This window comes from Streptomyces sp. NPDC001410 (genome assembly GCF_042895235.1).
GTDB lineage: Bacteria > Actinomycetota > Actinomycetes > Streptomycetales > Streptomycetaceae > Streptomyces.
On sequence record NZ_JBIAWE010000004.1, the window covers coordinates 1 to 14,055 of the forward strand.

General features: G+C 71.1%; 10 protein-coding genes and 1 rRNA gene. 7 read left to right on the forward strand and 4 right to left on the reverse strand.

What is annotated here, in order from left to right:
• Nucleotides 1–277, reverse strand: a 16S ribosomal RNA gene (locus tag ACFY3C_RS09410); the annotation flags it as partial.
• A 548-nt stretch (nucleotides 278–825) separates the two neighbouring features.
• Here ACFY3C_RS09410 and ACFY3C_RS09415 point away from each other — a divergent pair.
• Entirely contained in the window at nucleotides 826–1,275 is a 450-nt protein-coding gene (locus ACFY3C_RS09415) for a PTS glucose transporter subunit IIA (protein WP_390770368.1), read from the forward strand.
• Between the two features lie 78 nt (nucleotides 1,276–1,353).
• Nucleotides 1,354–3,024, forward strand: a complete 1,671-nt coding sequence (gene ptsP, locus ACFY3C_RS09420) for a phosphoenolpyruvate--protein phosphotransferase (RefSeq protein WP_386574997.1) — start codon at nucleotides 1,354–1,356, stop codon at nucleotides 3,022–3,024.
• Between the two features lie 68 nt (nucleotides 3,025–3,092).
• On the opposite strand, the gene ACFY3C_RS09425 is transcribed toward ptsP, so the two are convergent.
• Both ACFY3C_RS09425 and ACFY3C_RS09430 read right to left on the reverse strand, forming a co-directional pair.
• Complete coding sequence (locus ACFY3C_RS09425; protein WP_390770369.1) at nucleotides 3,093–3,986, reverse strand: hypothetical protein; 894 nt, start codon at nucleotides 3,984–3,986, stop codon at nucleotides 3,093–3,095.
• A gap of 197 nt (nucleotides 3,987–4,183) precedes the next feature.
• Complete coding sequence (locus ACFY3C_RS09430; protein WP_386574995.1) at nucleotides 4,184–6,151, reverse strand: acetoacetate--CoA ligase; 1,968 nt, start codon at nucleotides 6,149–6,151, stop codon at nucleotides 4,184–4,186.
• 215 nt (nucleotides 6,152–6,366) lie between these two features.
• Between ACFY3C_RS09430 and ACFY3C_RS09435 the strand changes: the two genes are divergently transcribed.
• Nucleotides 6,367–8,727 carry a glycoside hydrolase family 31 protein gene (locus ACFY3C_RS09435; RefSeq protein WP_390770370.1) on the forward strand — a complete coding sequence of 787 codons (2,361 nt, stop codon included), beginning with the start codon at nucleotides 6,367–6,369 and terminating at the stop codon, nucleotides 8,725–8,727.
• A 9-nt stretch (nucleotides 8,728–8,736) separates the two neighbouring features.
• Here ACFY3C_RS09435 and ACFY3C_RS09440 read toward each other — a convergent pair whose 3' ends face one another.
• Nucleotides 8,737–9,273 carry an NUDIX domain-containing protein gene (locus tag ACFY3C_RS09440; RefSeq protein WP_386574993.1) on the reverse strand — a complete coding sequence of 179 codons (537 nt, stop codon included), beginning with the start codon at nucleotides 9,271–9,273 and terminating at the stop codon, nucleotides 8,737–8,739.
• A 191-nt stretch (nucleotides 9,274–9,464) separates the two neighbouring features.
• Here ACFY3C_RS09440 and ACFY3C_RS09445 point away from each other — a divergent pair, with 191 nt between their 5' ends.
• The 4 genes from ACFY3C_RS09445 (at nucleotide 9,465) to ACFY3C_RS09460 (ending at nucleotide 14,029) form a co-directional block, all read left to right on the forward strand.
• Nucleotides 9,465–9,947: a Zn-ribbon domain-containing OB-fold protein gene (locus ACFY3C_RS09445; protein WP_390770371.1), complete on the forward strand. Its 483-nt coding sequence runs from the start codon at nucleotides 9,465–9,467 to the stop codon at nucleotides 9,945–9,947.
• Entirely contained in the window at nucleotides 9,944–11,134 is a 1,191-nt protein-coding gene (locus tag ACFY3C_RS09450) for a lipid-transfer protein (protein WP_390770372.1), read from the forward strand. The genes ACFY3C_RS09445 and ACFY3C_RS09450 overlap by 4 nt, the downstream gene beginning before the upstream one ends.
• Nucleotides 11,135–11,268: 134 nt before the next feature.
• Nucleotides 11,269–12,918 (forward strand): EAL domain-containing protein, encoded by a 1,650-nt coding sequence (locus ACFY3C_RS09455; protein ID WP_390770373.1) that lies wholly within the window; start codon nucleotides 11,269–11,271, stop codon nucleotides 12,916–12,918.
• Between the two features lie 361 nt (nucleotides 12,919–13,279).
• The gene (locus ACFY3C_RS09460; RefSeq protein ID WP_386574988.1) at nucleotides 13,280–14,029 is read left to right on the forward strand and encodes an MIP/aquaporin family protein; all 750 of its coding nucleotides are present in this window, start codon (nucleotides 13,280–13,282) and stop codon (nucleotides 14,027–14,029) included.
• Nucleotides 14,030–14,055 lie beyond the last annotated feature (26 nt).

Sequence of the window (14,055 nt, forward strand, 5' to 3'; positions counted from 1 at the left end):
CCGTCGTCGCCTTGGTGAGCCATTACCTCACCAACAAGCTGATAGGCCGCGGGCTCATCCTTCACCGCCGGAGCTTTCCAACCTCCAAGATGCCTAGGAGGCTCGTATCCGGTATTAGACCCCGTTTCCAGGGCTTGTCCCAGAGTGAAGGGCAGATTGCCCACGTGTTACTCACCCGTTCGCCACTAATCCCCACCGAAGTGGTTCATCGTTCGACTTGCATGTGTTAAGCACGCCGCCAGCGTTCGTCCTGAGCCAGGATCAAACTCTCCGTGAATGTTTTCCCGTAATCGGGATGAACACCACGAGAGCGGTGCGAGAGGAGGAATAGTCCTCTCGCACACAGCGTCCTCGCTGTGTTTTTCAAAGGAACCTCGACCATCGGATGATTCCGACGGACGGGGTATCAACATATCTGGCGTTGATTTTTGGCACGCTGTTGAGTTCTCAAGGAACGGTCGCTTCCTTTGTACTCACCCTCTCGGGCTTTCCTCCGGGCTTCCCTTCGGTGTTTCAAACTCTATCAGGGTTTTTCCGTCTCTCTGACCACCACCCTGCAGGCATGCAGAAGGTGATCCCGAGATAGGATCTGACGAGTTTGGGTGCTGCTTAACGGAGGCGCTTTCGCGTCGCTCTCCCTCAAGCAGGAGTACGACTGTACACGGGCCCTGGAAGCGCGTGCAAATCGACCGGGCTGGTGGTCTAGACCACTACCTGGTAGCTTCCATACGGAACCGCCACTTCATATGACATACGCTGCTGCTCAGTGCCGTCCGGGACAGGCAGTGACGGCCCGTACGCAGCTCCACTCCTGGGAGGCTTCCCATGACCACCGTGACGTCCCCTCTTGCTGGACTCGCCATCGGACTGGCCGCCGTGCCGGATCCGGTCTTCTCCGGGGCCATGGTCGGCCCGGGCACTGCGATCGACCCCGTGCGTGAGCCCTCCGAGGCCGTGGCGCCGGTGGACGGCGTCATCGTCTCCCTGCACCCGCACGCCTTCGTGGTGGTCGACGAGAACGGGCACGGCGTGCTCACCCACCTCGGTATCGACACCGTCCAGCTCAACGGCGAGGGCTTCGAGCTGCTCGTCGACAAGGGCGACACCGTGACGCGTGGTCAGAGCATCGTGCGCTGGAACCCGGCCGCGGTCGAGGCCGCCGGCAAGTCGCCGGTATGCCCCGTCGTGGCACTCGAGGCCAGCGCCGAGTCCCTCACCGACCTCCGTGACGGCGGCGACGTGAAGGCCGGCGACGGCCTCTTCTCCTGGAACTGACGACAGTGCCGTCGCAGGACGGCGTACCGGACAACCACCGCGGCGGCGGGACCCGCCGCACTATCGGAGACGGGTGAGATGGAGACAACGCTGCGAGGCGTCGGCGTGAGCCACGGTGTGGCGATCGGCGAGGTTCGGCACATGGGAACGGCGGTGCTCGAGCCGCCGGCCAAGCAGATCCCGGCGGAGGAGGCGGAGCGCGAACAGGGGCGGGCGCGCCAGGCCGTGGACGCTGTGGCGGCCGACCTGATGGCGCGCGGCAATCTGGCGGGGGGCGAAGCCCAGGCCGTGCTCGAGGCGCAGGCCATGATGGCGCAGGACCCCGAGCTGATGGCGGACGTGGACCGGCGGATCGCCGTCGGCAGCACGGCGGAGCGTGCGGTGTACGACGCGTTCGCCGCGTACCGCGAGCTGCTGGCCGGTGCCGGGGAGTACCTCGCCGGGCGCGTGGCCGACCTCGACGACGTGCGGAATCGTATCGTCGCCCGGCTGCTGGGCGTTCCCATGCCGGGTGTCCCGGACAGTGACGAGCCCTATGTACTCGTGGCGCGCGATCTGGCTCCGGCCGACACGGCGCTGCTGGACCCGACTCTGGTGCTCGGTTTCGTGACCGAGGAGGGCGGGCCGACCAGTCACAGCGCGATCCTGGCGCGGGCGCTGGGGGTTCCGGCCGTCGTGGCGCTGCCGGGTGCCGGTGAGCTGGCCGAGGGCACGGTGATCGCGGTCGACGGCAGCACCGGCGACATCTTCGTGAACCCGAGCGAGGAGAAGAAGGCGCAGCTGGAGGCCGCGGCTGCCGAGCGCAAGGCCGCGCTGGCCGCTTCGACCGGCCCGGGTGCCACGGCCGACGGGCACAAGATGCCGTTGCTGGCCAACGTCGGCGGACCGGCGGACGTGCCAGCGGCCGTGGAGGCCGGGGCCGAGGGTGTGGGCCTGTTCCGTACCGAGTTCCTGTTCCTGGACGACAGCAAGAACGCGCCGTCCGAGCAGAAGCAGGTGGAGGCCTACCGGCAGGTGCTGGAGGCGTTCCCCGAGGGCCGGGTGGTCGTGCGCGTGCTGGACGCGGGCGCCGACAAGCCGCTGGACTTCCTGACGCCCGCCGACGAGCCGAACCCGGCGCTGGGCGTGCGGGGTCTGCGGACGCTGCTGGACCACCCCGAGATCCTGCGTACCCAGCTGACCGCGCTGGCGAAGGCCGCGGAGGGGCTGCCCGTCTACCTTGAGGTCATGGCGCCCATGGTGGCGGACCGTGCGGACGCCAAGGCGTTCGCGGACGCCTGCCGGGAGGCGGGGCTGCGGGCCAAGTTCGGCGCGATGGTGGAGATCCCGTCGGCCGCGCTGCGGGCGCGTTCGATCCTGCAGGAGGTCGAGTTCCTGTCGCTGGGGACCAACGACCTCGCGCAGTACACGTTCGCGGCGGACCGGCAGGTGGGTGCGGTGTCGCGGCTCCAGGACCCGTGGCAGCCCGCGCTGCTCGACCTGGTCGCGCTGTCCGCCGAGTCGGCCAAGGCCGAGGGCAAGAGCTGCGGTGTGTGCGGTGAGGCCGCGGCCGATCCGCTGCTGGCCTGCGTGCTGACGGGTCTGGGCGTCACCTCTCTGTCCATGGGTGCGGCGTCGATTCCTTATGTCCGGGCGACGCTGGCGAAGTACACGCTGGCCCAGTGCGAGCGGGCCGCCGCGGCGGCGCGTGCGGCGGACAGTGCCGACGAGGCGCGCAGTGCGGCTCAGACGGTGCTGTCCGGCGAGTAGTCCGGCCGGCCTCGTTGTGTGCCGGGTTCAGGGGCGTCCCGCCTGCGGGTGGGGCGCCCCTGGCGCGTTCAGTGGCGGTGTCCCTGTGCCGTGCCCTCCCCTCCGAGGTGGGGTGGTGTGCAGTAGTCGACGCCTGGCTCGGGGGAGATGAGGTCGCCGGATTCGACGTCGGTGCAGTAGGCGTCGAAGACCTCGGACGCGGTGAGGGGTTCGAGTCCGCCGCCGCGGAGCCGCCAGCCGTAGACGCGGTCGTCCGTGTCGGCGGCGGTGATGCGCATGACGAGTCCGCCGGGGCTGTCGGTGGCGAGGCCCAGGGCGAGGACGCTGGTGAATTCGAGGGCTTCGGCCTCGTCGAGTTCGGTGGTGCCGTCGGTGTTCTCGTCGGCGTGGAGGACGGAGACGAGTGTTTCCGGCGGGCCGGAGACGCTGCAGACGAGGTGCCGGTCTCCGGGCGGGGCGGTGTCGAGGATGCGGGCGAGGAGGTCGGAGGCGCGGGTGAAGGCGGCGCGGCCGATGTCCTCGCCGCAGGTGCGGCAGGGGCCGAGCCGGGTCAGGAGGGTGGTGGCGTACTCCCAGGTGGCCTTTCGTACGGCCTCGTCGACGAGGGCGGGCACGAGGGTGGCGAGGGGGCTGCCGTCGTAGGGGATGGTGGGGCCGGTGGCCGCGAGTTCGGCGGTGAAGCGGGTGCGGCTGGCCGGGGCTTCCGGGTCGAGGCCGGTGCCGGCGCAGAATTCGGCGTACTCCTCGGGGTCGAAGAGGGCCAGTGTGGTGTGGTTGCCCTGTGCCGCGCGGCTCCTGAGGAGCGCTTCCACCTGCTGGAGGTAGATGGTGTGGTCGTCGAAGGCGAAGCTGCGGTAGCGCCGCATGGCATGGAAGTCGTGGTCATCGGTGAGCAGGCCGATGGTGCCGGCGATTTCGCGGCGCAGGACGCGTCGCATGGTCTGGTGGTCGGTGTGCGCCATGTTTCCCCCAATGCGCAGTCGATCAATGCTCACTCACGGTAACCGGCGGCACTGACAACGGGCTCGGCTGGAGGCGGTCGCGGTCCAGACGGCGCTGGATTGTGCAGGTCAGGGGGATGGCGCGCGGCTGGCCTCGGACTTCGTTGCCGTGTTCGGCGAGTCCGAGGCCAGCGGTGGACGGGCGGGGTGCCGGCGGGTCAGGAGCGCTTGCGGGCCAGTTCCTCGTAGAAGCCCAGCAGGCCGAGGTTGTCGATGGAGCCGGGGTTGACGGCCTTCTCCAGGGGGGTGCCCTGGAGAAGGCGCTTGACCGGGACCTCGATGCGCTTGCCGGTGAGGGTGTGCGGGATGCCCGGGACCTCGATGATCTCGTCGGGTACGTGGCGTGGCGAGAGCTGTTCGCGGATGGCCTGCTTGATGCGGTTCAGGAGTGCCTCGTCCAGGACGGCGCCGGGCACCAGGTGCACGAACAGGGGCATCCAGTAGCCCCCGTCGGGCTGCTCGATCCCGATGACGAGGGACTCCTTGATCTCGGGCAGGCGCTCGACCACCTCGTAGATGTCGGCCGAGCCCATGCGCACGCCCTGCCGGTTGAGGGTGGAGTCGGAGCGGCCGTGGATGATCACGGAGCCGCGTGAGGTCAGCGTGATCCAGTCGCCGTGGCGCCAGACGCCCGGGTAGGTGTCGAAGTAGCTGTCGTGGTATCGGCTGCCGTCGGGGTCGTTCCAGAAGTGGATGGGCATCGAGGGCATGGGGTTGGTGACGACCAGCTCGCCGACCTCGTCGACGAGGGGCTTGCCGCTCGGGTCCCAGGACTGCAGGTCGGTGCCGAGGCCGGGCGCCTGGAGTTCGCCGATGTACACGGGCACGGTCGGTACGGCTCCGGCGAAGCAGGAGCAGACGTCCGTGCCGCCGCTGACGGAGGCGATCCACAGGTCCTCGCGGACCTCGTCGTGCAGCCAGCGGAACCCGTCGGGCGGCAGGGGGGAGCCGGTGGTGGCGACACACTGCACCCCGGAGAGGTCGAAGTCGCGGGAGGGGTGCACGCCCGCCTTGCGGCAGGCCATGACGTAGGCGGCCGAGGTGCCGTAGAGGGTGGCTCCGGTGCGTTCGGCGATGCGCCACTGCGCTCCGGTGTCCGGGTAGCCGGGGCTGCCGTCGTACAGGACGATCGTCGTGCCCGTGAGCAGGCCGGAGACGAGGAAGTTCCACATCATCCAGCCGGTCGAGGTGTACCAGAAGAAACGATCCTCGGGGCCGAGGTCGCAGTGCAGGCCGAGCTGCTTGAGGTGCTCGACGAGGATGCCGCCCTGGGACTGGACGATGGCCTTGGGCAGACCGGTCGTGCCGGAGGAGTACAGGACCCACAGCGGGTGGTCGAAGGGGACCTGCTCGAAGACGGGCTCGGTGTCGGCGGCCGTGAGCGCCGACCACTCCAGGGCGCCCTCGGGTGCCTCGGTGCCGAGGAGCGGGACGTGGACGACGGCGCGCAGTGTGGGCAGCTCACGGCGCAGCTCGGCGACGACCTCGCGGCGGTCGTGTTCCTTGCCGCCGTAGCGGTAGCCGTCGACGGTGAACAGTACGACCGGTTCGACCTGTTGGAAGCGGTCGAGGACGCTGCGGGCGCCGAAGTCGGGGGCGCAGGAGGTCCATACGCCGCCCACGGCGGCCGTGGCGAGGAACGCGACGACGGCCTGGGGGATGTTCGGGAGGTAACCGCTGACGCGGTCGCCGGGGCGGACGCCGAGGTCGCGGAGTTCGGCGGCGAGGGAGCCCACCTGGCGGCGCAGCTCGGACCAGGTCACCGGGCGCGGTTCGTGGGTCTCGTCGACGCACAGGAGGGCGGGCTCGTCCGCTCTGTCGGCGGCGGCGCGCAGGGCGTGCTCGGCGTAGTTGAGGGTGGCTCCGGGGAACCACTGGGCGCCGGGCATCGAGCGGTCGCCGAGCACGCGCGCGTAGGGGGTCGAGAACCGGACGTCGAACCACTCCGTCACGGCTTTCCAGAAGGTGTCCAGCTGTTCGACGGACCACCGGTGCAGTGCCGGGTAGCCTCCCTCGGCCGGGGCACCGTGGTGCTCGGCGGCCCACGCCTGGAACTTGGTGATGCGTGCCTGGGCGATCCGCTCGGGATCAGGCTGCCAGAGCGGCTGGGGGTTCGCTGTCGACATTGGGGCGGCTCCCGGGCTGTGCGCGTCGTGTGCGTCGGTCCGCGCACGAGCTGGGGTGTGCGCGTGACGCGGCTGACAGGGACGATGCCATGTGATCGACTTCTACACCAGGGTGCGCCCCACATAGTCCGTGTCGTGAAGATGTGGTCCTGGCACGGGTGAACGGCAGTTGAACGACACGCGCGCGTGGGGCGGTCAGTGGCAGGGTGAGCAGCATGGACGGTCGTGACCTGGTGCGTTCGGTGAGTGTGGTCGGTTCGGGGAGGGCGGCTCAGGGGTTGCGTACCGTGCGCGCCGCATGGCGTAGGAGGCGTATCGATGCCGCGGGGCTGCCGCCGCGCGGCGCCGAGCGCGCGCGGGTGCCGGGGCAGCTGCAGGGCGTGGAGCCCGGGCCCGGGGGCGGTCTGATCCGGTTCAGCCGGTCCGAGCTGCGGATCACCGTCGCGGTGAACGGGGCCGTTTTCTGGGGCTGGGACGGGGCGGGTCCGGAGCCGTCGTACGCGCTCGCCGGGAGCTGTCCCGAGCCGGATCCACGGGTGGTGCTGGAACCGGACAAGGACGGCGGCTGGCGGGTGGTGGCCGAGCGGGTGACGGTCGTCGTCTCCCGGCACGGCGCGCTTGAGGTGTGCACGCCCGGTGGGGTGGTGCTGCGGCGGGACATGCCGCCGCGCTGGTGGGAGCCGGTCGACGGGGGTGCGGCTCGGTGGATGCAGCGGTCCGAGGTGGCCGCGGACGCCCGCTTCTTCGGCCTGGGCGGGCGCGCCGCGGGTCCGCGGCTGCGGGACGGCACGTACCGGCTGTGGAACACCGACCAGGGCCGGGCGTTCGGTCCCGGGGACGATCCGCTGTACCTGACCATGCCGGTGCAGCTCGTGGTGGCCGACGCCGCGGCCCATCTGGTCTTCCACGACACCTCCTGGGACGGCACGGTGACCTTGCGGGAGGGCGAGGAGGGCGCGGGGTCCGGGCACGACCGCGTGGGGCGCTGTGAGCTTCGGATGGACGGCGGTCCGCTGCGCGGCTGGGTCATGGTGGGCACCCCCGCGCGCGTGCTGCACGCCTGGGCCTCGCTGACCGGGGCGCCGGCGCTGCCGCCCGCGTGGGCGCTCGGCCATCATCACGCGCGCTGGGGGTTCGGCAGCGAGCAGGAGGTGCGTCGGATCGTCGCGGGCTACCAGGAGCGCGGTCTGCCGCTGGACGCCGTCCACCTGGACATCGACCACTACGCGGACCACCAGGTGTTCACCGTCGACCAGGAGCGTTTCCCGAAGCTTCCGGGGCTCGCGGAGGAGCTGCGCCGGGACGGGATACGGCTGGTGTCGATCGTCGACCCGGCGGTGAAGGCCGCGCCGGGCAACGCCGTCTACGACAGCGGGAAGGCGATGGACGCGTTCGTGCGGGACGCCTCGGGGCGGACGGTGCGGGGTGAGGTGTGGGCCGGCGAGTCGGTCTTCCCGGACTTCACACACGCGCGCGTGCGCAAGTGGTGGGGCGGGCTCTACGAGGAGCGGCTGGGACAGGGCTTCGCGGGTTTCTGGCACGACATGAACGAGCCGACGTCGTTCAACGCCTTCGGTGAGCCGACGCTCCCGCGTTCGGCCCGGCATGCCCTGGAGGGGCGCGGCGGCGACCACCGGGAGGCCCACAACGTGTACGCGCTGTGCATGGCCAGAGCGGGCTATGAGGCGCTGCGCGAACTGTCGCCCCAGCAGCGGCCGTTCCTGTTCTCACGGTCCGGCTGGGCGGGTTTGCACCGCTACGGGGGGACGTGGTCGGGAGACGTGGCGACGGGCTGGCCGGGGCTGCGGGCTTCCCTGTCTCTGGTGCTGGGGCTCGGCCTGTGCGGCGTGCCGTACTCGGGGCCGGACATCGGCGGCTTCGACGGGTCTCCGTCGCCGGAGCTGTATCTGCGGTGGTTCCAGCTCGGCGCGTACCTGCCGCTGTTCCGTACGCACGCAAGTCTGCGGGCGGGGCGCAGGGAGCCCTGGGAGTTCGGCCCCGAGGTGCTGGAGCACGCGCGCGCGGCGCTGCTCGAACGCCGGCGTCTGCTGCCGTACTTCATGACGCTGGCCCACCTGGCCCGGCGCACCGGCGCGCCCTATGCGCGGCCGCTGTGGTGGGGGGCGCCGGAGGACCGCGCGTTGCGCGACTGCGAGGACGCGTTCCTGCTGGGCGACAGCATCCTGGTGGCGCCCGTGCTGGACCCGGGGGCGGACCGGCGTGCGGTGCAGCTGCCGCGAGGCCGCTGGTACGACACGGTGACGGAGGAGGCGTACGAGGGCCCGGCGCAGGTTCTGGTCGACGCGCCGCTGTCGCGGATTCCGGTGCTCGCGCGCGCGGGTGCGGTCGTTCCCGTGCGTGGCGAGGACGGCGGGCTCGAGCTGGAGGTCTGGGCGCCCGCCCGGGGACGGACCGGGGGTGGACTGGTCGTGCCGGACGCGGGCGACGGGTGGGACGAGCCGGAAGTGGAGCGGTACACCGCCCGCTGGCAGGGCCGGCGGGTTGTCGTCACCCGGGAGCGGGAGGACGGCGCCGGTGAGCCGTCTCACCCGGTGCACATTCGGGGACTCGGCTGAGCGGTCCGCTCAGATGTAGCGGCCCTCGAACCATGCCCGCACGGCCGCAGTGTGCAGCGGGAAGGCGAGTTCCTCGGGCCTGCGCAGCAGGTGCCAGCCCTCGGTCTCGTCCGTGGCGTCGGAGGGCGGCAGTCCTTCGGCCGGGCGTTCCGGGAGGAGTCCGAACAGCAGCAGATGCCCGTCGGGCGAGCTCATGGCGTCCACGAGGCGCACGTCGCGGACGGCCGCGTCGATGCCCGTCTCCTCCTTGAGCTCGCGGACGACGGCGTGCCTCCAGTCCTCCCGGTCGTCGATGTAGCCGCCGGGCAGTGCTGTGCCTCCGCGCGCGGGGGCGATGGTGCGGGTGATGACGACCAGGGCGGTGCCTTTGGTGTCGTACACGGGCAGGAGCGCGATCGCGACCGGCAGGGGATTGCGATAGGCGACGGTCCCGCAGGACGGGCAGGTGCGCGGCCACCCGGAGACGCCCTCTCCGTAGGACGCTCCGCAGCTCGAACAGTGGGAGTCCCGAGCGGAGTTGGCAATCGGGTGCTGAATTTCGGACACGCGCGGACTGTATCCGATCAGAGGAAGGACGTGTTCCGTCAGCGGCGAGCAGTGCGGCGGCTGGGTCCGGAGGGGCGTCCGGGACCACCCCCGTCGACCCCGGCCGCCCCTCCTGATACCACGACGCCGGAAGGGGCCGTCCGGTTCGCCGGGACGCCTGCCCATTTGCAGATGCCCGTGACAGACTTCTGATGCATCGTCAGATAGCTGTGCCGGGAGGAACATTGACGCGCACACGCACACCCGCGGTCTCCGACTGGTTCACCGGCGAGGGGGACGACTTCCGGCTCCTGGGCACCCGTTGCACGTCCTGCGCCTCGGTCTTCTTTCCGCGCGAGGACGTCCACTGCCGCAATCCGCACTGCGCGGGCGGCGCCGCCCTGGAGGAGGTCCCGCTGTCACGAACGGGTCATATCTGGTCGTACACGGACAGTCGTTACCGCCCTCCGTCACCCTATGTGAGCAATCCGGAACTTCCGTGGGAGCCGTACGCGTTGATCGCGGTGGAGCTGGAGTCTGAGCGGATCGTGGTGCTGGGACAGGCGGTTCCCGGGGTCACCGTCGCCGATCTGACGGTGGGCATGGAGGTGGAGGTCGTCCCCGGGGTGCTCGACGAGGGCGCGGAGACGACCTGGACGATCTGGCAGTGGCGGCCGACGGGGGTGACGGCATGACGGCGGACGTGGCGGTGCTCGGCGTGGGCATGCATCCCTGGGGCAAGTGGGGGCGCAGCTTCGTCGAGTACGGGACGGCGGCGGCCCGCGCGGCCCTCGCCGACGCCGGTCTCGACTGGCCGGATGTGGGCTCGGTCGTGGGCGCGGACACGGTGCGTGGCGGATATCCGGGATATGTGGCGGGGGCGACGTTCGCCAAGGCCCTGGGCTGGCAGGGAGCCCGGGTCGCCAGTGTGTACGCGGCGTGTGCCTCCGGCGCGCAGGCGATCGCGACGGCGCGGGCGCAGATCCTCGCCGGGCTCGCGGACGTCGTGCTCGTGGTGGGGGCGGACGCCGCGCCCAAGGGGTTCTTCCGGCCGGCGGGCGGGGATCGGCCCGACGATCCGGACTGGCTGCGCTTCCGCCTGCTTGGTGCGACCAACCCGACGTACTTCGGGCTGTACGCGCGCCGTCGGATGGCGGTGCACGGTGACACCCCGGAGGACTTCGCGCTGGTCAAGGTGAAGAACGCGGCCCTCGGGGCGCTCAACCCGTACGCGCGCTACCGCAAGCGGGTCACCGCGGAGGAGGTGGCCGCCTCCGCCGTGGTCGCCGATCCGCTGCGGCTGCTCGACATCTGCGCGACCTCCGACGGCGGGGCGGCGCTGGTGCTGTCCAGCCTGGACTTCGCCCGGCGGCACGGTGCGGCGCGGCCGGTGCGGATCCGGGCCGTGTCGACAGTGACCCCGCGGTTCCCGAACACGGTGCTGGACCTGCCGGACATCGCCACGGACTCCGCCGTCGCGGTGCCGGCCCCGGACGAGACCTTCCGGGCGTCCATCGCCCGAACCGCCTACGAGGAGGCGGGCATCGGCCCCGAGGACCTGTCCCTGGCGGAGGTGTACGACCTGTCGACCGCGCTGGAACTGCAGTGGTACGAGGATCTGGGACTGTGCGGCGAGGGTGAGGGCGCCAAACTCCTGCGGGAGGGCGCGACGGCCCCTGGCGGCCGCATACCCGTCAACACCAGTGGCGGGCTCGCCTCCTTCGGTGAGGCGGTACCGGCCCAGGCCATCGCCCAGGTCTGCGAGGTGACCTGGCAGTTGAGGGAGGCAGCGGGCGACCGGCAGATCGCCGGGGCGCGCGTCGGGATCACGGCGAACCAGGGGCTGTTCGGGCACGGATCATCGGTGGTCGTGATGCGCTGAGCGGAGCCCCGCCCGGGCATCGCATGACGGGAGAGACGCATGAGATCTTCCACGCTGTGTGACCACCCCGGAATCCTGCGTGAACGTCTCATGAACTGCCCCTGGGCGTACGCGGGCAGCGCAATCATGCTCCCGTGCACTCCTGGACGGATACTCTCCGCTTCGCCTTCCAGCCAGTGGTCAACCTGAGGACGGGCGCGGTCGCCGCACTGGAGATACTCGCACGCCCGGAGACCGGCGACATCCTGGCCGAGGCCCGTCGTGACCCCGAACTCGACGGCAGGCTGGCCGTGTTGGCGCTTCGGGCGGCAACGCGCAAGGAGACGCTGCTGCCGCTGCACGTCAACGTGTTCGCGGCCACGCTCGCCGACCTCGGCGGCCTCACCCCGCTGCACGACGCCGTGCGCGCGGTGGGGCGGCTGCCGTGGGAGGTGACCCTCGACATCGTGCCGCCCTACACGCACGTGCCGCAGCGGGCGCTTCTGGAGGCGGTGGCCTCGCTGCGCGAGCAGGGGTTCCGGATCAGCGCGGACGGCATCGGGGACGGGGACGTGCCCCTGAGACTGCTCACCGACCTCTCCCCCGACCTGGTCAAGCTCGACAGCTCTCTGCTGTCCCGGCCGGCCGCGGTGCGGGCGATGCGGACGCTGTGCGAGCAACTGGGCGCGCTGGTGGCGGTGGAGGGCGTGGAGACCGAGCTGCAGTGCGCGGCCGCGCTGGCGGCCGGTGCCCAGCTCGCCCAGGGCGAGCTGTTCGCGCCGCCGGCCCGGATCCCGGCGGCGGACGTATACGTTCCGCCCCGCTCCCCCGGCGCCCTGGCCATGCCCCGGCCCGGGCCGTCGGTGAGGGAGTTCGTGCGGCCCGCCGCCGTCCTGCCGGTCGCCGCTTCGGCCGGGCAGGTGCGGGCGCTGCTGACCGGCTCGCCGGAGGTCTCCGGGGTGTTGCTCGTGGACCAGGCCGGGGTGCCGGTCCGGTCGGTACACCGGTCGCGCTTCCTGCTGTCGATGTCCGGCCGGTACGGACACGCCCTGTACGCGGACCGGCCGGCCTTCAAGCTGAGCGACGCGCCACGCACGGTGGGTGTCGACGCCACCGCCTGGGAGGTGCTGGACGTGGTGGCGATCGGCGGCCGCGACCGCACCTCGGACGACGTGGCGGTCGTCGACCACCGCGGACGGTGCGTGGGCGTCGTACGGCTCGCGGACCTCGTACGGGCGCTGGCCGAGAACCGGGTGGAGGAGGCGGCCGGACTCAATCCGCTGACCCGGCTGCCCGGTTCGGACGCGATCACGAGTGAGGTGGACCGGCGGATCGGCGACGGGCGGGCATTCGCGCTCAGCTGGCTGGACATCGACCACTTCAAACAGGTCAACGACGGTGCCGGGTTCGCGGCGGGTGACGAGCTGATCCGCTCGGTCGGCCGGGCGCTGGAGCAGGCGGCGGCGCGGGACGCGCGCGTGGGGCACATCGGCGGCGACGACTTCCTGCTGCTGGCCGAGGAGGAGGTGCTCGATCCGCTGGTCGCCGGGGTACTCGACGCACCCTGGTCGGCGGGCGGGCGCCCCGTCACGCTGTCCCTGGCGACCGTCGTGTGCCTGCCCGGCAGCGTGTCCGACCACCGGCAGGCCGCCGCCCATCTCGCTCCGCTGAAGAAGGCGGCGAAGGCGCTGCGCGGGACCAGCTGGGTGCTCGCGCGCGCGGGGCTGCCCGGACACGAGATCCGGCGCGGTAGCGGAGCGGCCCCGGCCCAGGCGGGGTACGCGACGGTCGAACCCCTCGGATGAACGGACCTGCCGTATACGGCCGTTGAGTGCTCACCTGCAGGAAGGAAGCGGTCGGCTGCCGTTCCCGGGTAACCGCTGTCACCGTTGCCGTCAGCAACCTTGACGGTCCCGTGGTGCCGGTGAACACTTCCGGGTGTCAGCCGACATCGCCGTACATTCTCGGCGTAATCAGGCACTGCGCCACGGGCCTTGTGCTGCTCTGCGCCCTTTCCCCAGAGGCGATCCGGCTGCGAAGGCACGCTCGTCACGGACGCCGGGCGGGGCACGGGGCCCTCCCTGCCTTCGGCTGAAGTCGCCAAGGGAACCGTTCCTGCACGGAGGGCCGGGGCGCTCGCCCCGTACCGGCGCCAAGGGAGCCGCCATGAGCAACGGAGACATTTTCATCGGCGAAGTCATCGGCACCGCGATCCTGATCCTCCTCGGTGCCGGTGTCTGCGCCGCCGTCACTCTCAGACACTCCAAGGCACGCGCGTCCGGCTGGGTCGTCATAGCGTTCGGCTGGGGATTCGGCGTGCTCGCGGGCGCGTACACCGCCGCTCCCCTCTCCGGCGGCCAGCTCAATCCCGCGGTCACCATCGGCATCGCCGTGGACACGGGCAAGTGGGGCAAGGTCTGGATCTATCTGCTCGGCCAGATCGTCGGCGCGATGCTGGGCGCCGTCCTCGCCTACCTGGTGTATCTCGCGCAGTTCCAGGCCAACGTCCGCAAGGAAGGCACGGACGAAGGAAGCGCCGACGAGCCGGTGGCGACGCTCGGCATCTTCTCGACCATCCCGGAGATCCGGAACCCGGTCGCCAACCTCATCACCGAGATCATCGCGACGATGGCCCTCGTGCTGCCGATCCTCGCCTTCGGGCTGACGAAGGGGCTCGGCGAGTCCGGCATCACGGTGCTGATCGTCTCGCTGCTCGTCGTGGGCATCGGACTCTCCCTCGGCGGGCCGACCGGATACGCCATCAACCCGGCGCGTGACCTCGGCCCGCGCATCATGCACACCTTCCTGCCGATCCCGAACAAGGGCACGTCCGACTGGGGTTACGCATGGATCCCGGTCGTCGGCCCGCTGATCGGCGGTGCACTCGCGGGCCTCGTCTACAACGTGGCCTTCTGACCCAGCGACCCGACCCAGCGACCCAG